This window comes from Spirillospora sp. NPDC048819 (assembly GCF_040650055.1).
Classification (GTDB): Bacteria; Actinomycetota; Actinomycetes; order Streptosporangiales; family Streptosporangiaceae; genus Spirillospora.
On the sequence record NZ_JBEZGN010000002.1, the window covers coordinates 562182 to 581834 of the forward strand.

15 protein-coding genes and 2 pseudogenes are annotated in these 19653 nt (G+C 71.3%); all 17 read right to left on the reverse strand.

What is annotated here, in order from left to right; all coding sequences use genetic code 11:
• Positions 1–461: 461 nt before the first annotated feature.
• Entirely contained in the window at positions 462–1367 is a 906-nt protein-coding gene (lepB, locus tag AB0C35_RS05715; protein ID WP_358451015.1) for a signal peptidase I, read from the reverse strand.
• A 234-nt stretch (positions 1368–1601) separates the two neighbouring features.
• Positions 1602–1952, reverse strand: a complete 351-nt coding sequence (gene rplS, locus AB0C35_RS05720; protein WP_089312872.1) for a 50S ribosomal protein L19 — start codon at positions 1950–1952, stop codon at positions 1602–1604.
• A 118-nt stretch (positions 1953–2070) separates the two neighbouring features.
• Positions 2071–2616 (reverse strand): annotated as a pseudogene (locus AB0C35_RS05725) (tRNA (guanosine(37)-N1)-methyltransferase TrmD); the annotation flags it as partial.
• Positions 2617–2949: 333 nt separating this feature from the next.
• Positions 2950–3195: pseudogene (locus AB0C35_RS05730) on the reverse strand (tRNA (guanosine(37)-N1)-methyltransferase TrmD); the annotation flags it as partial.
• Positions 3192–3704 carry a ribosome maturation factor RimM gene (rimM, locus tag AB0C35_RS05735; protein ID WP_358451017.1) on the reverse strand — a complete coding sequence of 171 codons (513 nt, stop codon included), beginning with the start codon at positions 3702–3704 and terminating at the stop codon, positions 3192–3194. The pseudogene AB0C35_RS05730 and the gene rimM, both read right to left, overlap by 4 nt.
• A gap of 11 nt (positions 3705–3715) precedes the next feature.
• A complete protein-coding gene (locus AB0C35_RS05740) occupies positions 3716–3958 on the reverse strand; it encodes an RNA-binding protein (RefSeq protein WP_021598307.1) in 243 nt (80 codons plus the stop codon).
• Between the two features lie 2 nt (positions 3959–3960).
• The gene (rpsP, locus tag AB0C35_RS05745; protein ID WP_358451020.1) at positions 3961–4410 is read right to left on the reverse strand and encodes a 30S ribosomal protein S16; all 450 of its coding nucleotides are present in this window, start codon (positions 4408–4410) and stop codon (positions 3961–3963) included.
• A 243-nt stretch (positions 4411–4653) separates the two neighbouring features.
• Positions 4654–6237 (reverse strand): signal recognition particle protein, encoded by a 1584-nt coding sequence (ffh, locus tag AB0C35_RS05750; RefSeq protein WP_358451022.1) that lies wholly within the window; start codon positions 6235–6237, stop codon positions 4654–4656.
• 310 nt (positions 6238–6547) lie between these two features.
• Positions 6548–9253 carry an ACT domain-containing protein gene (locus tag AB0C35_RS05755; RefSeq protein ID WP_358451024.1) on the reverse strand — a complete coding sequence of 902 codons (2706 nt, stop codon included), beginning with the start codon at positions 9251–9253 and terminating at the stop codon, positions 6548–6550.
• A 9-nt stretch (positions 9254–9262) separates the two neighbouring features.
• Positions 9263–9601: a P-II family nitrogen regulator gene (locus AB0C35_RS05760; protein WP_132158442.1), complete on the reverse strand. Its 339-nt coding sequence runs from the start codon at positions 9599–9601 to the stop codon at positions 9263–9265.
• 3 nt (positions 9602–9604) lie between these two features.
• Positions 9605–11008, reverse strand: coding sequence for an ammonium transporter (locus AB0C35_RS05765; RefSeq protein WP_358451025.1), 1404 nt, complete (start codon positions 11006–11008; stop codon positions 9605–9607).
• 169 nt (positions 11009–11177) lie between these two features.
• A complete protein-coding gene (ftsY, locus tag AB0C35_RS05770; protein WP_358451027.1) occupies positions 11178–12332 on the reverse strand; it encodes a signal recognition particle-docking protein FtsY in 1155 nt (384 codons plus the stop codon).
• 290 nt (positions 12333–12622) lie between these two features.
• The gene (locus AB0C35_RS05775; protein WP_358451029.1) at positions 12623–13297 is read right to left on the reverse strand and encodes a DivIVA domain-containing protein; all 675 of its coding nucleotides are present in this window, start codon (positions 13295–13297) and stop codon (positions 12623–12625) included.
• 5 nt (positions 13298–13302) lie between these two features.
• Entirely contained in the window at positions 13303–14478 is a 1176-nt protein-coding gene (locus AB0C35_RS05780; protein ID WP_358451031.1) for a globin domain-containing protein, read from the reverse strand.
• A gap of 22 nt (positions 14479–14500) precedes the next feature.
• Complete coding sequence (locus AB0C35_RS05785; RefSeq protein WP_358451033.1) at positions 14501–14908, reverse strand: globin domain-containing protein; 408 nt, start codon at positions 14906–14908, stop codon at positions 14501–14503.
• A 323-nt stretch (positions 14909–15231) separates the two neighbouring features.
• Positions 15232–18888, reverse strand: a complete 3657-nt coding sequence (smc, locus tag AB0C35_RS05790; RefSeq protein WP_358451035.1) for a chromosome segregation protein SMC — start codon at positions 18886–18888, stop codon at positions 15232–15234.
• 442 nt (positions 18889–19330) lie between these two features.
• Positions 19331–19528: a hypothetical protein gene (locus AB0C35_RS05795; protein ID WP_083946295.1), complete on the reverse strand. Its 198-nt coding sequence runs from the start codon at positions 19526–19528 to the stop codon at positions 19331–19333.
• Between the last annotated feature and the right edge of the window lie 125 nt (positions 19529–19653).

Consider the following 19653-nt stretch of genomic DNA (forward strand, 5'->3'; position numbering starts at 1 on the left):
CGGACGAGCACGAGGCCGCCCCCGCCACCCTGGCGCCGCCTCCCGTTACCGCAGGCGACAGCCTCAACCGGCTTGCACCCACGGTTCATCAACCAAGTGCCCAAGACCGCCCCGGGCTGCGGCAGGTCCGCGCCGACCTGGCCTGAACCACGGAACACTCGCTGGACGGCCTCCACCCGCGGGTGTGTCCAGTTAACGCCGTTGAATGAGCCAGGCCGTTGAATGAGCCGGCCGGAGGGCGGCAGGTGTAACTGGAGCGACCCCGGCCACAGCCTTGTTGATCTTGGCTGCAGACCGCGATCGACGCCACCGATCCAACGAGTCGGTGTAGCTCGATCTCGCGGAGGTCCGTTGCGGGCGGCGGTGAGGCGGCCTTCGAAGGCGACGTGGATACGCCTTCGGGGCAAGGGCGTCGCGGGTGGTCTCGGTGGCCCGGCCCGGGGTGGTGGCGGGTTGGTGGGTCAGGTGGTCTTCAAGCGGCGGCGGCGTCTGAAGTGGGCCAGAGGGAGGGTGCAGATGACGCCTAGTGCGTAGGGGGTGGCGGGAAGGGCCGCGGCGGTGGTTTTCTGCAGGCCGCTTTGTTTGAAGGTGTCGGGGATCGGGAGAGTGCCGACGCGGTCCAGGGGCCAGACGATGACGAAGGCGCGGCCGATGACGCGGTCGATCGGGATGGTGCCGCCCCCCGGGTCGCCTCGGTGCGAGCGGGAATCGTAGGAGAGTTCGCGATGGTCGCCCATGACCCACAGCTGGCCCGGCTTCACGGTGACGTCGAACGGGTCGTTGGACGGCTTGTTCCGCTCGTGCGTGAACGGATCGCTGTAGAGGTAGGAGCTTTCGTCCAGAGGGACGCCGTTGACGGTGACCCGGCCCTGCGCGTCGCAGCATTTGACGTGGTCGCCCGGGATGCCGATGACGCGTTTGATGTAGTCCTTCTCGTTGGGCGCGACGCCGAAGGCGGTGCCGATCGCGCGCAGCACCTTGGACACCGGGTTGCCGGGCTCCTCGACCTGGACCTCCGGGTCCCAGGAGTCGAGGCCGTTGAAGACGATGACGTCGCCGCGGGCGATGTCGCGGGTATGGTAAACGATCTTGTTGACGAGGACGCGGTCACCGACCTGGAGGGTGTTCTCCATGGAACCGGACGGAATGTAGAACGCCTGAACCGCGAATGCCTTGATGACGAGGGCGAGGACGACGGCGACCACGATGAGGACGGGGAGTTCTTTCCAGAACGAGCCCTGCTTCTTCTTCTTTTTGCCGTCGTCTTCGGAGTCTTCGGCCGTCTCCTCGGAGTCTTCGGCCGTCTCCTCCTCCGAGTCCACGGGCTCCTTCTCTTCGGGCACCGCGCCCTCGGCTTCGGATCGCACGTCTCTCCGATCGTCCTCTTCAGTCATCAGAGCGAAAGCCTAGCGGCGCGGGGCCCGCGGGACGCCTCCAGTGGGCGTGTCGCCAGCGGACAAGGCGGCCGACTCGCTCCGAAACGCCCAACGCCCCGGTCACCGTTACGGGTTTCCGGGGCGTCGTGGTTCATCCGCTCAGCGAGCCCTTCTCATCCTCGGCGGGCACATGGATCGCGGTCTCGGCGGCGGAGGAGACGGGGCTCAGTGGTCGCGCTTCTCCTTGATGCGCGCGGCCTTGCCGCGCAGGTTGCGCAGGTAGTAGAGCTTGGCGCGGCGGACGTCGCCGCGGGTGACGACCTCGATCTTGTCGATGGAGGGACTGTTGATCGGGAACGTCCGCTCGACGCCGACGCTGTAGCTGACCTTGCGGACGGTGAAGGTCTCGCGGGCGCCGCCGCCCTGCCGCCGGATCACCACGCCCTGGAAGACCTGGATTCGGCTCCGGTTACCCTCGGTGACACGCACATGCACCTTCAGCGTGTCGCCCGGACGGAAGTCCGGCACGTCGGCGCGCATCGCGGCCTTCTCGATCTCCTGGATCAGGGTGTGCATCGCTGCGGTTCCTCATGGTCGAACGCGGGCGTCGAGAGGCCCCGGTGGATCTTTCGTGGGGGCGTCGCGCCGCGGAAAGTGGTCGTGGGGTGCCGTGCGATCTGGACGCACGGACGCTTTAGTCTGCCATACCTTCGCCGTCAACCGGAAAACCGGCCTCGCGCAGCACGGCGCGATCCCGCTCGTCGAGGTCCTCCGGGGCGAGGCGGGCGAGCAGTTCGGGACGGTGCCGCGCGGTGCGGCACAGTGCCTCGTCGCGGCGCCAGCGGGCTATCGCGCCGTGGTGTCCGGACAGGAGGACGTCCGGGACGGGGCGATCACGCCAGACGGGAGGCTTGGTGTAAACGGGGCCCTCCAGCAGCGACTCCATCGCGCCCGGCGCGAACGAGTCATCGGCCACCGAGTCGGCGTTGCCGAGCACTCCCGGCACGAGGCGCCCGATCGCCTCCACCATGACCAGGACGGCGACCTCTCCGCCGGCGAGCACGAAGTCGCCGAGGCTGACTTCGTCCACGGGCATCCGGGTACGCGCCTCCTCTGCGACGCGGGTGTCGATGCCCTCGTAGCGGCCACAGGCGAACACCAGCCAGGGTTCGGCGGCGTAGCGGGCCGCGTCGGCCTGGGTGAACGGCCGCCCGCTCGGCGTCGGAATGATCAGCCGCGGCACCGCCCCGGGGCCCGCCCGGCCGGTCGCCGCCCCGCTGGAAACCGTCTCAGAAGTTCCCGGTCCAGGGGCCGCGATCGAAGCCGAGAAATCCGCACCGGAGGACGTCGCGCTCCAAGACGGCGCGCCCGAAGGCGCCGCATCGGGGGACGCTGGATTCAGGGACTGTGGGGTCGAGGGCGCCGCACCCCGAGGCGGCATGCCTGAAGGCGCCGCGGCGGAGGGCGGTGGGGCGGAGGATGCTCCGCCGGAGCCTGTTGGGTGCTGGGACGCCGGACCGGAAGGGAATGGAGGCGTCCGGGGATCGTTCGCGTGCGGCGGTGGTGATGAAACCGGTGTGCCCGACGGTGAGGGCGGGACGATCGTGTCCAGGGCCTCGCCCCAGGGTTCGGGTTTCATGACCATGCCGGGGCCGCCGCCGTACGGGGTGTCGTCCACCGTGCGGTGCCGGTCGTTGGTCCAGTCGCGCAGGTCGTGGACGTGCACGTCCAGCAGTCCGGCCCGGCGGGCCTTGCCGAGGAGGGAGATGTCCAGGGCGGCGAAGTACTCGGGGAAGATCGTGACGATGTCGAGTCTCATGATGGGTCGAGCAGTCCGGGGGGCGGGTCGATCACGAGCCGCCCCCCGGGGACGTCCACCTCGGGGACGAGTGCCGCCACGAACGGGACCAGCTTCTCGCCGGCGTCGCCGCGCACGACCAGGAGGTCCTGGCCGTGGTGGAGGACGTCGGCGACCTGGCCGACGTCGGCGCCGTCGGCGGTGACGACGGCGAGGCCGATCAGTTCCTGGTCGTGGAAGTCGTCCGGGTCGGCGGACGGGGAGATGTCACCGGGGTCGACGACGAGCCAGGTGCCGCGCAGTTCCTCCGCGGCGCCGCGGTCGCCGATCCCGGCGAAGCGCACGAGCAGGCGTCCCGAATGCCAGCGGACACGCTCGATGGTGAGGGGGCCGGCGGCCGGCGGGTCGGTGACGATCTGCGTGCCCGCGGCGAACCGGGATTCCGGTTCGTCCGTGCGGACATCGACGGCGACCTCACCGCGGACGCCGTGCGCCCGTCCGATCCGTCCCACCACGAGCGGTTCGCTCATCGGAACGCCACTCAGCGGACCTCGTTGACGTCGAGCAGGTCAACGCGCACATAGCGGCCCCCGGACAGGGCGCTGATCACCGTGCGCAGGGCCTTGGCGGTGCGACCGCTGCGGCCGATGACCTTCCCGAGGTCCTCGGGGTGCACGCGCACCTCGAGGACCCGGCCGCCCCTGATCCGGCGGGCGCGGACCCGGACGTCGTCCGGGTTCTCCACGATCCCGCGGACCAGGTGCTCGAGCGCTTCTTCGAGCACTGTCAGCCCTCGCTCTTAGCTTCGGTGGTCTCGGCGGCCTTCGCCTCGGACTTCTTCGGCTCGGCCTTCTTCTTGCCCTTGGTCGCGGGAGCGGCGGCCTCGACGTCGCCCATCGACTCCTTGACGGCGGCCTCGAACACGGCCTTCTTGTCGGCCTTCGGCTCTGCGACCTTGAGGGTGCCCTCGGCGCCCGGCTCGCCCTTGAACTTCTGCCAGTCGCCGGTGATCTTCAGCAGGTTGCGGACGGGCTCGGTCGGCTGCGCGCCGACGCCGAGCCAGTACTGCGCCCGCTCAGAGTCGATCTTGATGAGCGACGGCTCCTGCTTGGGCTGGTAGAGCCCGATCTCCTCGATGGCGCGCCCGTCACGCTTGGTGCGGGCGTCGGCGACGATGATCCGGTACTGCGGGTTCCGGATCTTCCCCAGACGCTTGAGCTTGATCTTGACTGCCACGGGTGTGGTGTACTCCAGACTTCATTACAGGGTGGGCGGGCCCGCGCCAGGTGGGGAACACCGGCCAACGGCCGCCCGATGGACTCCGGCCGCGCAGGACGAGAGAGGGCGCCTCACGATCCGGGGTTTCCAGCAAGTCATTCTGCCAGACGATGGCGGCAAACGCGCAATCGCACGATGCCGTGTCCGGAACCCGGCGGCCTCCGCCGCCACCGCCCGGCCCCCAGACCGGGACGAGCGCGGTCACTTCTTCTTGCGGCCTTGGAGCTTGCTCAGGTCGGGCATCTGGAGACCGGGCGGGAGCTGGCCGCCGAGGCCGGGGGGAAGCCCGCCCTGACCGCCGCCGAGACCGGGCGGCAGGCCCTGGGGCATGCCGTCGGCCGCGGGCTGCTGGTCGTCCTGGCGCCCCTTGCCGGCGGCGCGCTTGCGCGGGTCGCCGCTGCGCTGCTTGCCCTTCTTGTTCTTGGACGCCTTCGCCGCCTTGGTCGCCTTCTTCCGTCCGCCGGGCATGCCGGGGATGCCCATTCCGCCGGCCATCTGGCGCATCATCTTCTGCGCGTCGAAGAACCGGGTGACCAGACTGTTGACCTCGCCGACGCCGACGCCCGAACCGCGGGCGATGCGGGCCCGGCGCGAACCGTTGATGATCTTGGGCTGGGAGCGTTCCTGCGGGGTCATCGAGCGGATGATCGCGGCGATGCGGTCCAGGTCCTTGTCGTCGATCTGGCTGATCTGATCGCGGACCTGGCCCATGCCCGGCATCATGCCGAGCAGGTTGCCGATCGGGCCGAGCTTGCGGATCATCATCATCTGCTCGAGGAAGTCCTCGAGCGTGAAGTCCTCGCCCGAGGCGAACTTGGTGGACATCTTCTCGGCCTGCTCGGCGTCGAACGCCTGCTCGGCCTGCTCGATCAGGGTGAGGATGTCGCCCATGTCGAGGATCCGGCCCGCCATGCGGTCCGGGTGGAAGACGCTGAAGTCCTCGAGCTTCTCGCCGGTCGAGGCGAACATGATCGGCCGGCCGGTGATGTGCCGGACCGACAGCGCCGCGCCGCCGCGGGCGTCGCCGTCGAGCTTGGTGAGGACGACGCCGTCGAAGCCGACCCCGTCCATGAACGCCTGGGCGGTGTTGACCGCGTCCTGGCCGACCATGGCGTCGACGACGAACAGCACGTCGTCGGGGTCGACGGCGTCGCGGATGTCGATGGCCTGCTGCATCATCTCGGTGTCGATGCCGAGACGTCCCGCGGTGTCGATGACGACGACGTCGTGCTGGGCGTGCCGGGCCTGGTCGATCGACCGGCGCGCCACGTCCACCGGGTCGCCGACGCCGCTGCCGGGCTCGGGCGCGAACACCGGGACCCCGGCGCGCTCGCCGACGACCTCGAGCTGCTGGACGGCGTTGGGACGCTGCAGGTCGGCGGCCACGAGCATCGGCGCGTGGCCCTCCTGCTTCAGCCACCGGGCCAGTTTGCCCGCGAGGGTCGTCTTACCGGCGCCCTGCAGGCCCGCGAGCATGATCACGGTGGGCGGGGTCTTGGCCAGCCTGATCCGGCGGGTCTCGCCGCCGAGGATGTTGATGAGCTCCTCGTTGACGATCTTGACGACCTGCTGTGCCGGGTTCAGCGCCTGCGAGACCTCCGAGCCCCGCGCCCGCTCCTTGACCTCCGCGATGAAGTCCTTGACCACGGGCAGGGCGACGTCGGCCTCAAGCAGCGCGATCCGGATCTCGCGGGCCGTGGCGTCGATGTCGGCCTCGGAGAGCCGGCCCTTGCTGCGCAGCGACGAGAAGACCGTCGTCAACCGGTCGGAGAGCGTCTCGAACACGTGTCTGGACCGTCCTTGGAAAGCGTCTGGGATCGCCTATCAGCGTATCGGGTCACCGGCCAAGCCCCACCCCTCTCGCCAAGCCCGTTCGGAAGGCGCTCGTCCTCTCCGCCTTCTCCCCTGGCGACGGCGGCTCCACAAGATCTAACGCGCGTGCTCCGCGTAGCCCCCATAAACGCCCGTGATCACCCAGGCCATGCGCGGACACGGTCGACTCCCACCCGGGACGGATCACTCCTCCGACCCCGAGCACGATCCTGTTCCCAGGAGACCCGGCGGAGACGGTTGCGTGTTCGACGAGCGGATGAAGCTACTGCAGAGCTGCCAGTACCTCGACGCGGGCGGCCTCCAGGGCTGCGGGATCGTCCAGGGGGCGGCCTTGCTCGTCCACTACGTAGAAGACGTCCACGGCCTCGGCGCCGAGGGTGTCTACCTGCGCGGCGCGAACCTGCAGGCCGCTCGCGCCCAGGGCCTGCCCGATCCGCCAAAGCAGCCCGGGCCGGTCGTGAGCGCGCACCTCGACGACGGTGGCGGTGCGGGACGCGTCGTCCACGATCATCACCCGCGGCGGGGGGACCGTCACGCCCGGACGCACCCGCGCCGACCGGGCGCGGCGTTCGAGGCGGTCGGCCACGTCGAGCCGGTCCGCGAGCATGCGCCGCAGATCCGCCTCCAGGCTGGCCGGATCCGGCGGCGTCCCGTACTCGGGCACGGCCGTGAAGTCCAGTACGGCCGTCCCGCCGGAGCCTTCCGCGGAGGAGGTTGTGCGGGCCGTCTTCACCGCCAGGCGGTGGAGGGCCAGGACGCCCGCGGCGCGCCACAGGAGGCCGGGACGGTCCGGGGCGGCGATGGTGATGCGGGACCCGGTGACGCGGACGGCGGCGCCGTCGTGGCGGGCGAGGGCCAGCTGGTCGGGGCCGAGGGACGGAGCGGGCGGCGGTGTTCCGCCGGACAGAGCGGCGGCGGCGCGGCGGGCGAGTTCTGCGACCAGGCCCGCCTTCCAGGCGCCCCAGGCGGCGGGTCCGGTGGCGTTGCCGTCGGCGATGGCGAGGGCGGCGAGAATGTCGATGATCTCGCGTTCGCGGCCGGGCACCCGCGAGACGGCGGCGGTGACGGTCTGGACGGTCACCGGGTCGTCGAGGTCGCGGCGGGTCGCGGTCTCAGGGAGCAGCAGGTGGTGGCGGACGAGCGTCTCCAGGACCCGGACGTCGTCGTCGGGGAAGCCGAGGCGGACGCCGATGTCGCGGGCGATGACGGCACCGGTGGCGGAGTGGTCGCCGGGCCGGCCTTTGCCGATGTCGTGCAGGAGGGCTCCGACGAGCAGCAGGTCGGGCCGGGCGACCTCGCGGGTGAGGGCGGCCGCTCCCGCAGCGGCCTCCACCAGGTGGCGGTCCACGGTGAAGCGGTGCACGGGGTTGCGCTGCGGACGGTTGCGGACGTGTTCCCAGTCGGGCAGCAGCCGGACGATCAGCCCGGCCTGGTCGAGGGCCTCCCAGACGCCGATGGCGGCGGGCCCGGCGCCGAGCAGGGACACGAGTGCGTCGCGGGCGTCGGCGGGCCAAGGCGCACGCGGCAGGACGGCGCGCTCGGCGAGCCGGGCGACCGTGGCGGGAGCGATCGGCAGGCCCGCCTGGGCGGCGGCCGCGGCGACGCGGAGCACGAGCGCGGGGTCGTTCAGGTCGGCGTTCCGCGCCAGGACGACCTCGCCCTCATGCTCGACGGCGCCGTCCCCGACGGGCCGCCGCTCAACACCCCGCCGCTCAAGGCCATGCCGCTCAAGGCCATGCCGCTCAACACCGGGCCGCTCCACACCGGGCCGCTCAGGGTCGTGGCGCTCAACACCCCGCCGCTCAACACCCCGCCGCTCAACACCCCGCCGCTCAGTGTCGTGGCGCTCAGGGTCGTGGCGCTCAGGGTCGTGGCGCTCAGGGTCGTGGCGCTCAAGGTCGTGGCGCTCAAGGTCGTGGCGCTCAAGGTCGTGGCGCTCAAGGTCGTGGCGCTCAAGGTCGTGGCGCTCGTCCTGCGAGATCGACCCACGGGACGCCGGGTTGGGCGGGGTCGTGGCAGGCGGTGTTGGGGCCGGGGAGGTCGGGCCAGTGGATGTCGGGGTGGGGGACGTGGTTCTGGGACGGTGGGGGTGGGTTTTGGTGAAGCGGTCCACGCGGCGCCACAGGTGGGTGGCCGCGTAGGTGATCGTGCGGGCCGCCTCCGCGATCGAGCGTTGCAGGGCGTTCGCGTCCGGGAGGCCGAGGGCGCGGGCGACCGGCTCGTGTTCCTGCAGGACGAGGCGGTCGGTGGACCGGCCGGTGACCTCGTGCAAGGCGTGCCGGATGTCGAGGAGGAGGTCGTGGGCCGCCCGGACCCGCGCGCCGGGGGCGGACGCCACCCAGGAGGCGGCGACGGCGTGCATGACGTGGACGTCACGCAACCCGCCGCGCGCCTCCTTCAGGTCGGGTTCCTGGAGGAACGCCAGTTCGCCTTGGGCGTCCCAGCGTTCACGGCACATCGCCGACAGTTCGGCCAGCCGGACGGGGGCGTCGGCGCGCCAGTCGGTGAGGACGGCGGTGCGCAGTTCGTCGACGAGCGTGTGGTCGCCCGCGATCCGGCGAGCGGACAGGAGTCCGAGGGCGGCCTTCATGTCGCCGCGCGCCACGGTGCGGGCCTCGTGGACGGTGCGGACCGAGTGGTCGAGGCGGAGCCCGGAGTCCCAGACCGGGTACCAGAGGCGGTCGGCGATGCCGGCGACGTCCGCGCGGCCGCGGTGCAGGAGAACGAGGTCGAGGTCGCCGCCGGGCGTCAGTTCGCGGCGGGCGTGGCTGCCGACCGCGGCGAGCGCCACGTCGCCGGGGACGTCGCGGTCCGCGAGGAGCGAGCCGAGCCAGCGGTCCAGTTCGGCGGCGCGCGCGGCCCGCGCCGCCGCGAGGGCGGCACGGGCCGCGTCCCCGGCCGTCCCGGGGCCGCCGGGCCCGGGACGGCCCGGCCGGCGGTCTCCGGGAGGTGGGGCGGCGAGGGTCACCGGGGCGCCTCAGAGGGCTTCCGGGCCGGTCTCGCCGGTGCGGACGCGGACGACGGTGTCGACCGGGACGGCCCACACCTTGCCGTCGCCGATCTTGTCGGTGCGGGCCGCCTTGACGATCACGTCGATGATGTCGTCGGCGTCCTCGGACTCGACGAGGACCTCGACGCGCAGCTTGGGCACCAGGTCGACCTGGTACTCCGCGCCGCGGTAGACCTCGGTGTGGCCCTTCTGCCGGCCGTAGCCGCTCGCCTCGCTGACGGTCAGGCCCTTGACCCCGAAGGTCTCCAGGGCCTTCTTGACCTCGTCGAGCTTGAACGGCTTGATGACCGCCGTGATGAGCTTCATCTCCTACGCCTCCACCTTCTTGGCCGCGTCCTCGGACTTCTCCGCCTTCTCGGACTCGGCCGCGTTCTCGGACTTCGCCGCGTCCGCGGCGGGGGCGGGCGCGGCGGCCGCCGCCAGGGTCGCACCGGGACCCCCGCCCGTCCGGATGGTGCCGAAGTCGTAGGCGGTCTCCGCGTGCGCGGTGCTGTCGATTCCGGCGGCCTCGTCGTCCTCGGCGATGCGGAAGCCCATCACCAGGTCGATGAGCTTGGCGATCAGGTAGGTGACGACGAACGAGTAGGCGAGGGTGGCCAGGACGGCCACCGCCTGCTTGCCGAGCAGCGACAGGCCGCCGCCGGCGAACAGCCCGTCGGCGCCGCCGTCGTTGACGGCGGTGGTGGCCAGGAGGCCGATCAGCAGGGCGCCGACGATGCCGCCGACCATGTGGACGCCGACCACGTCGAGCGCGTCGTCGTAGCCGAGCTTGTACTTGAGGCTGACCGCGAAGGCGCAGACAGCGCCGGCGACGAGGCCGATGACGATGGCGCCGAGCGGGGTGACGAAGGCGCAGGCCGGGGTGATGGCGACGAGGCCGGCGACGACGCCGGACGCGAGGCCGAGCGTGGTGGACGAGCCGTCCCGCAGCTTCTCCACGACGATCCAGGCGAACGCGGCGGCGCAGGTCGCGGCGAGCGTGTTGATGAACGCGACGCCGGCGAGTTCGTTGGCGGCCACGGCCGAGCCGGCGTTGAACCCGAACCAGCCGAACCACAGGAGCCCGGCGCCGAGCAGGACGAACGGCAGGTTGTGCGGGCGCATCGGCTCCTTCGGCCAGCCCCTGCGCTTGCCGAGGACGAGTACCAGGGCGAGGGCGGCGACTCCGGCGTTGATGTGGACGACGGTGCCGCCCGCGAAGTCGAGGGCGCCGAGTTCGAAGATCCAGCCGGCCTTGCCGCCCTCTTCACCGTCCGACCACCAGACCCAGTGGGCGATCGGGAAGTAGACGAGCGTCACCCAGGCCAGGGTGAACAGGACCCAGGCCCCGAATTTGGCACGGTCCGCGACCGCGCCGCTGATGAGCGCGACGGTGATGATGGCGAACGTCGCCTGGAAGGCCACGAACACCAGTTTCGGGATGCCGGTGCCGTCGTCGGCCGTGGCGGCGGTCTCCAGGCCGACCAGTCCCCATTCGCCGAACCCGCCGATGAACGAGCTGAGCCCGCCGCCGGAGGTGAAGGCGAGGGACCAGCCGTAGACGACCCACGCCATGCCGACGACGGCGATGCTGACGAAGCTCATCATCATCATGTTGAGCACGCTCTTGGCCCGGCTCATGCCGCCGTAGAAGAAGGCCAGGCCCGGTGTCATCAGCAGAACGAGCGCCGTGCTCGTCAGCATCCAGGCGGTGTTACCGCTATCGATCTTCATCTCTGAGAGAGTCCCTCCTCGCCGGGGAACGTGACTGCTCAGAGACTCTGGCGCGGCCGTTTCACCCGAGGGGCTCTTACGTTTCCCCGGTGTGAAAACCGACCCCGGTGTGTTTCACCGGTGTTTCCAAAACCTCACATGCCGTATTTAGGCGATATTGGACCCTTTTTCAGTCTCCCAGGATCGCGTCCACAAAGGCCTCGGGCTCGAACGGGGCCAGATCGTCCGGCCCCTCGCCCAGCCCGACCAGCTTGACCGGGACGCCCAGCTCGCGCTGCACCTGGACGACGATTCCGCCCTTCGCGGTGCCGTCCAGCTTCGTCAGCGCGATGCCCGTGATGTTGACGACCTCGGCGAAGACCCGGGCCTGCTGCATGCCGTTCTGCCCGGTCGTGGCGTCCAGGACGAGCAGGACCTCGTCGACCGCGGCCTGCTTCTCGATGACGCGCTTGACCTTGCCCAGCTCGTCCATCAGCCCCGTCTTGGTGTGCAGCCGGCCCGCGGTGTCGACGATCACCACGTCGACCTTGGTGTCGATGCCCTGCTTGACGGCGTCGAACGCGACGCTGGCGGGGTCGGCGCCCTCCTCCTTGCGGACGACCTGCGCCCCGACCCGGTTGCCCCACGTCTCCAGCTGGTCGGCGGCGGCGGCGCGGAAGGTGTCGGCGGCGCCGAGGAGCACGGTCTTGCCGTCGCCGACCAGGACGCGGCCGAGCTTGCCGCAGGTGGTGGTCTTGCCGGTGCCGTTGACGCCCACGACCATCAGCACCGCGGGACGGTCGCCCGGCGTCTCGGTGTGCAGGGAGCGGTCCAGGTCCGAGCCGATCTGCTTGACGAGCTCCTCCTTGAGCAGCGCGCGGACCTCGCCCACCTCGCGGGTGCCGAGGACCTGGACCCGGGTCCGCAGGTCGTCGGTGACCTGGCGGGCCACGGCGGCGCCCATGTCGGCGGTGATCAGGGTGTCCTCGATCTCCTCCCAGGCGTCGTCGTCGAGCGTTTCGCGCGACAGCAGCACCAGGAGGGTCTTGCCGAAGGTGTTCTGGGAGCGGGCGAGGCGGGCGCGCAGCCGGACCAGCCGGCCCGCACCGGGCGGCGGCTTCTCGATCTCGACCGTGGGGCGCGGCGGCGGCACCTCCGTCGGCGGCGCCTTCTCGATGGTGGCGGCGCCGCCCTCCGCCTCGTCGGCGGCGGTCGCGCCTCCCGCCCGTTCCGTGGGCCGCTCGGCGGGCGGCCGCGGCCGCCCGCGGCGGGGCCGCAGCAGCATGACGCCGCCGACGATCAGTGCGACCGCGGCCAGCGCGGCGATGACGATCAGATATTCCATAGCGCCCCCAGTTTTCCAGACAGTGTCTACCCAGGGGGACGACCCCCTGGAACCCCCGTTGCGAGCCGGTCTGTGCCTGCCCGGGGGGCGACCCCCTGGAACCCCCGTCGCGAGCCGGTCGATCCTCGCGCCACGGTTTCGGTTTGTTGTGACCGTGCAGGTTAGTGGCGTGTCGCTGTGGTCGCCCGGCTCGGCGGGCCGGGCGGCCTCCGGGCGCTGGGCGCCCTCCGGCCGCCCGACCCGTGCTCCGATGGTTGAGGTTCAACCTGCCGGGGTCGGGTGTGAGCTGGTCACTGTGTTGGGCCGGAGGCCGGCAACGAGGCGCGCTCTGAGTTCTCCCACTCGTCGACGTTCCGCAACAGGGCCTCCAGGTAGGAGCGGAGGTGGGTGCGGTAGACGTCGCTGTAGGTGCGCAGGTAGGCGATCTCCCGTTCCATGGCGCGGCGCTCGTCGGCCGGCAGGGCCTCCTGGCGGATGACGGGCGGCGGCGCGGCCTGTTCGGCGTTGCGGACGGCGGCGTCGGCGACCGCGGCGGCCTTGCGGTGGGCGTCCTCCAGCATGTGCTCGGCGCGTCCCTTGGCGTCGGACAGGATCGCCTCCCGGTGCAGCCTCGCCTCGTGGGCCAGCTCGCGCGTGTAGCGCTCGGCGTCCGCGACGTACAGGTCGGCGGTCTGCTGGGCCTGCGACAGGATGCGGACGGCCTGGAAGTGGGCGTCCTCGGGCGCCATCACGCCGGGCGTGCCCTTGGCGGCCTGGGCGCGCAGCCGGTTGACCTCTTCGGCCAGGGCCGCCTTGTCGCCGAAGATCTGGACGAGTTCCCGCTCGACGTACGCCAGGAAGTTGCGGACCTGCTCCTCGTCGTATCCGCGGCGGCCGAGGGCGGCTCGGGCGAAGACCACCGACTGCAGTTCGCCGGGGGTCAGCCGCGTGCCCTCGGAGACGACGGGAAGGTTCGGGGAGTTCATCGCGCTCACCTCTGTGCGTCTGCGAAGGTTTCCAGCCTGATGCGGTCACGCGCGAGGCCGAGCCGCACGAGCTGCTCGACCGTGTGCCCGACCATCGCGGACGGCCCGCACACGTAGGCGTCGTGGCCGTCCCAGGGGCCGTGCCTGGCCACGACGTCCGACAGATTTCCGTGCTCGACGTCACCGTCGCCCGTCTGGAGCCCCGGCTGGAGCCCCGACTGGAGCAGGGCGGAGAAGCCGTGGCCGCCGGGCTCGTCCGACACGGTGGGCACGACGGTGAGCCAGCGGAACTCTCCGGCCAGTTTGGTCAGGTCTTCCAGGTCGTACAGGCCGTCCCTGGTGCGGGCGCCGAAGAACAGTTGCACGCGCGGAGGGGCGGTGCGGCGGGAGATCTGCTCCAGGATCGCCTTGAGCGGGGCCAGGCCGGTGCTGCCCGCCACTAGGAGGACGTCCCGTCCGGACGCCTCGTCCAGCGTGAGCGTGCCGACGGGGGCGCCCATGCGGACCCGGTCGCCGGTGTCGATGCCGCGGACCAGCACGGGGCTCACCGGCCCGCCGTCGACGAGCCGGACGTGGAAGTCGACGGTGTGGTCGGGACGGGGCGCGTTCGCCATCGAGTAGTAGCGCCAGTGCCGCAGCCGGGACGGCACCTCCAGCGCGACCGACTGGCCGGGCCGGTAGGGCAGCGGCCGGTCGGGCTGGACGCGCAGGACGCTGATGTCGAACCGGCGCCGTTCGACCCCGACGACCTGGCCGTTCCACCAGGCGGGGCTCGTGAGGGCGTTCTCGTCGGCGGCCTCCAGCATGACCTTGGCGACCAGGCTGTAGGCGGCGTTCCAGTCGCCCTCGACGTCGTCGGTCCAGGACGGCCCGCAGAAGTGCCGCAGGGTGGCGAGGAGGCTGGCGCCGACGTGCGGGTAGTGCTCGGCGACGATCCCGAACCTGCGGTGGTCGCGGCCGAGCTGCTGGAGGAACGGGACGAGGGCGGGCAGGTCGTCGACCTGGGAGACGATGTGCCCGAGGGCGCGCAGCAGCTTGTCGCGCTGGCCGCTCATCCCGATCGGGAACATGTCGCGCAGGTGGGGGTTGCGGACGAAGAGGTCGGAGTAGAAGAAGAGCGCGACCTGGTCGCCTTGTCCGGCGACGTGGTCGAAGCTGTCCTTGAGGCGCTGGGCGTCCATGTCGGATCGGGTGGCGGCCGGATCAGGAGACGGGCTCGGCCGCGGCCTCCGCCATGACCTTGGCGACGAGGCCGTAGGCGGCCGTCCAGTCGCGTTCGAGGTCCTCGGTCCATTCGGGGCCGCTGAAGTAGGCGAGGGTCGCCAGGAGGCTGGCTCCGACGGGGGCGTAGTGGTCGCCGAGCACCCCGAAGCCGTGGTGCCGCCGGCCGAGGTCCCGCAGGAACGGGATGAGCGCCTCGGTGTCGTCGACGGTCGAGACGATCTGGGACAGCGCGCCGAGCAGGACCTCGTGCTGCTTGGTCATCGCCGCCGGGAACATCGACCTGAGCTGCGGTTCCCGCGCGAAAAGGTCGGCGTAGAAATATTCGGCGACATCGATGCCGTTCGTGCCGACGAGAGCGAAATTGTCTTTGAGTTTCTGGGGGTCCACAGGCGTCACCTTCCAGACGGTTCTCCGTACCGGGCGGGGTTTGTCCGGCGAGGGAGCAGAGAACCGACGGTGCATATGCGTAGTGGATGGGTCCGACCCGCACAAGTCCGCCAGCGTCGCCGCGGGGTCACGGTCGGTGCACGGCGGTCGCGCCGCTTCCCCGCCACCGGCGCGAATGCGTCGTGACCGAGCAGTTATCTGAGCCCGAAAATGAGGAAGACCACATCTCATGGCCCGTCCGAAATGCTAAACGTTGGGCGATGTAGCGTTCCAAAAGAAAGGGTGACCGGTATTGCGATTATTTGAAATCCGCGGACGAACCCTCAGTCGCGCAGCCGCTGGCTGACCACCTGGGTGACGCCGTCGCCGCGCATGCTGACACCGTAGAGGGCGTCCGCGCCCTCCATGGTCCGCTTCTGGTGAGTGATCACGATCAGCTGGGACGCCTCGCGCAGCTCCTCGAAGACGGTGAGCAGCCGCTGCGTGTTGGTGTCGTCCAGCGCGGCCTCGACCTCGTCCAGGACGTAGAACGGCGACGGGCGGGCCTTGAAGACGGCGACGAGGAACGCGATCGCGACCAGGGACCGCTCGCCGCCCGACAGCAGCGACAGCCGCTTGACCTTCTTGCCAGGCGGGCGCGCCGCGACCTCGACGCCGGTGGCGAGCATGTCGTCCGGCTCGGTGAGCGACAGGCTGCCCTCCCCGCCGGGGAACAGCCGCGCGAAGATGCGCTCGAACTCGCGGGCGGTGTCGTCGTAGGCGGTGCCGAACACCTGCTGGACGCGCTCGTCCACCTCCTTGACGAGACCGAGCAGCTCCCGCTGGGTCTTCTTCAGGTCCTCAAGCTGCGAGGTGAGGAACGCGTGCCGCTCCTCCAGCGCGGCGAACTCCTCCAGCGCGAGCGGGTTGACCTTGCCGAGCTGGTTGAGCTGCCGCTCGGCGCTCTTGGCGCGCTTCTCCTGGACGGCCCGTTCGTACGGCGCGGGCCGCGCGTCCTCGCCCTTGTCGGGATCGGGCGGGACGGGCTGGTCCGGCCCGTACTCCGACACCAGGGACTCGACCTCCAGGCCGAACTCCTCCAGGGCCCGCTGCTCGTACTGCTCCAGCCGGAGCCGCTGCTCGGCGCGGGCCACCTCGTTGCCGTGCACGACGTTGACCAGGCGTTCGAGCGTCCCGGACAGCTCGCGGACCTGGGTGCGGACGACCTTCAGCTCCGCCTCGCGGGCGGCCTTGGCCTGTTCGGCGGCCTCCCGCCGCCGCACGGCCGCGGCCAGGGAGTGCTCGATGCGGTCCAGGGCGGTCCTGGCGCCCCGGTGGACGGCCTTGGCGACCCTGGCCTGCTCCTCGCGGCGGGCGCGGCGCCGGGCGGCGTGAGCGCGTTCCTCGCGCTCGCGCTGGGCGCCTCGTTCGAGCGCGTCGGCGCGGCCGGAGATGGCCTGGACGCGTTCCTCGGCGGTGCGGACCGTCAGCCGCGACTCCATCTCCGCGGTGCGCAGTTCCTGGCAGCGGGCGTTCAGCTCGTCGCGGGCCTCCGTGTCGTGCCCGGCCTCGTCGGCGACCTCCGCGGCCTCCTCCGACTCGGCGAGCCGCATCGCCAGTTCCTCGGCCGCCTCGGTATCGCGTTCCAGGGATTCGCCGGCCGCGTCGAGCGCCTTGGTCAGCCGCTCCGCCTCGCCACGCGCCGCACGGACGTCGGCCTCCAGACGGGCGGCGCGCTTGGCCTCCTGAGCGGCCTGCGCGTCGAACTCACGCAAGCGCGCGCGGACACGGTCAAGGTCCGCCTGCGCCTGGTTGACCCCTGACTGGGTCTCGTTGGCTGCCGCTTCGGCGGCTTCCACCGCCGTCTGCGCCGCCTGCTCGCGCTCGATGGACGCCGTGAGGTCGTCGGCCGCGACACCGGCCGCCGTCTCGGCCGCCGCCAGATCCTCGGTGGCCTCGTCGAGCGTCGCGCGCATCTGCAGGAGGCTCTGCCCTCCACCCGCCGCGCCGCCCTGAGCCCAGTGCGCGCCGACAAGCTCCCCATCACGTGTGACGGCCCGCAGAGAAGGCTCCCTGCGGACCAGCCCCGCAGCGGACGGGACATCGTCCACCACGGCGACGTCACGCAGAAGATGCTCGACCGCGGGACGCACGACGTCCGGCACCGTGACGGCGTCGGCCGCGTAGTCGACCCCGGGAAGCCGCCCGCCCGCCACGGCCGCTCCCCCGCCGATGAGCAGCCCGGCACGCCCGGCGTCGCGGGAGCGCAGCAGCGTCAGCGCGGCCTCGGCCGTATCCAGGGAGCCGACCGCGATGGCCTCGGCCGCGTTGCCGAGCGCGGCCGCGATCGCCGTCTCGTACCCGGGACGGACGTTCAACAGCGACGCGACCGTCCCGAGAACACCCTGCAGCGAACCGTCCGCCCCGGCGGCGAGGAGGGCCTCCCCGCCGTCGGCGGCGCTGGCCAGCGTCAGGTTGAGCGCCTCGATCCGGGCCTGCAGCGCCGTGACCCTCTTCTGCGCGGCCTGATCCGCCGACCGCGCGGAGCCCACCGCCGACCGGGCCTCCTTCAGGGCCCGCCGCGGCCCCTCCACCGCCGCCCGCGCCGCCTCGGCGGCGTCCTTGGCGGTGGCGAGCGCCTCCTGGACCACCTCGTGCTCGGCGGCCAGCTCCGGGTCCTCCACGACCTCGGCCTCGAACGCCTCGAACTCGGCCTGCGCGGACTCGGCGCGCTGCCCGGCCTCCTCCCGCGCGTCGGCGAGCCGGCCGATCTCCGAGCGTCCGGCCGCGGCCTTGCTGCGCAGCGCCTCGACACGCCCCCGCAGCCGTGCCAGCTCCTCCCGCCGGTCGGCCGCGGCGCGCGCGGCGGCCTGCAGCCGACGTTCCTCGGAGGCCAGCGCCTCCTCGGCGCCCGACCGCTCCTCGACGGCCGCCGACAGCCCGTCCTGCGCCTCCTCCAGCGCCGCCCGGAGCATCTCTTCCTGCTCACGGATCTCGGCGGCCTCACGCTCCATGTCCTCGGGATCGCGCCCCCGCCGCTCCTCCTCGCGCGCTTCGGCGGCGTTGCGGTGCCGCTCGGCCGCAAGGTCGGCGACGCCCCGCAGCCGCTCCTTCAACGCCGACAGCCGGAACCACGTGTCCTGGACGAGCGCGAGCCTGGGCGCCTGCTCGGCCTCCTCGGCCTCCAGCACGCCCTCACGTTCCTGCGCCTCGTTCAGCGCCCGCTCCGTCTCGGTGCGGCGCTCCCGGACGGCGGCCTCGTCGGCCGCCTCCTGCTCGAGCCTCGTCCGCAGGGTGACCAGGTCATCGGCCAGCAGCCGCAGCCGGGCGTCGCGCAGGTCGGCCTGGATGACGGCGGCCCTGCGCGCGATCTCGGCCTGCTTCCCCAGCGGCTTCAGCTGGCGGCGCAGCTCACCGGTGAGGTCCTGGACGCGGGTCAGGTTCCCCTGCATCGCGTCCAGCTTGCGGAGCGCCTTCTCCTTGCGCTTGCGGTGCTTCAGGACGCCGGCGGCCTCTTCGATCACCGCCCGGCGCCCCTCGGGACCCGAGTGGAGAACGCGGTCGAGCTGCCCTTGCCCGATGATGACGTGCATCTCGCGGCCGATGCCGGAGTCCGACAGCAGCTCCTGGATGTCGAGGAGCCGGCACGAGTCACCATTGATCGCGTATTCGCTGCTGCCGGACCGGAACATGAGCCGGCTGATCGTGACCTCGGTGTAGTCGATGGGCAGTGCGCCGTCGGCGTTGTCGATCGTCAGCACGACCTCGGCCCGGCCGAGCGGTGCCCGGCTGGCGGTGCCGGCGAAGATGACGTCCTCCATCTTGCCGCCGCGCAGCGACTTGGCGCCCTGCTCCCCCATCACCCAGGCCAGCGCGTCGACGACGTTGGACTTGCCCGACCCGTTCGGCCCGACGACGGCGGTGATGCCCGGCTCGAACTTCAGCGTGGTGGAGGACGCGAAGGACTTGAAGCCGCGCAGCGTCAAATTCTTCAGGTACACGCGTCCGCCGTCCTCCTGGGGTGACTGGGCGATGGCCGGGCGGCCGTGTTCGTTATACAACGGCCGGGGTCGACTCGGGCGCGGGACGCGCGGTCACCACCCTGGATTCGGGTCACGGCGGTCATGAACCACCGGATGCCCCAAATACGGCCGATTGCTACAGATGCCATCAGATTCGGACAGACAGAATGCGCGCTAAGGTTTGACCGAATCCTGACCGTTCCCCGTACATCAGCCCGAGGGTACACCTGCTCATGGCAGTGCCCTCCTCCTTCGGCCCTTGGCGGCCATCCACCGTCGGTCACTGCGTGCGATCGCCTTTGCGCACTGCAGGCGGTCCGATACACGGACGGGCCCGTGACAGCCGAATGAGGAGGAGCCGGAGAAAAACTTCAGGGACGCCAGGTCATGGCGTCCCTGTCACTCTTGAGAAAGGCGCCGATCAGGTCAGCGCGGGTTCACGGTCCTTGACCGCAAGGGACATCACATCGTCGTCCGGCGCCGTCGCGAGCGCGTCGTTCTCTGCCTGAAGCCGTACGAGCTCGGCTTCCAGATCACGTACGCGCTGCTGAAGGCGCCGCATCTCCGCGACCATCCGGGGGTCGGGACCGCCGACGTGGCCGAGTAGAGCCTTCGCCATGACTAAGGGTCCTCCACGCTGAGTAACCAGCAGGGATCGCGCACGAGAATCAGCTGAAGTCGGTGCGCGTATCGTCTAGAGTCGCACCGGCCGGTGTCCTGGTCAAGACGCACATCACAGGCCGG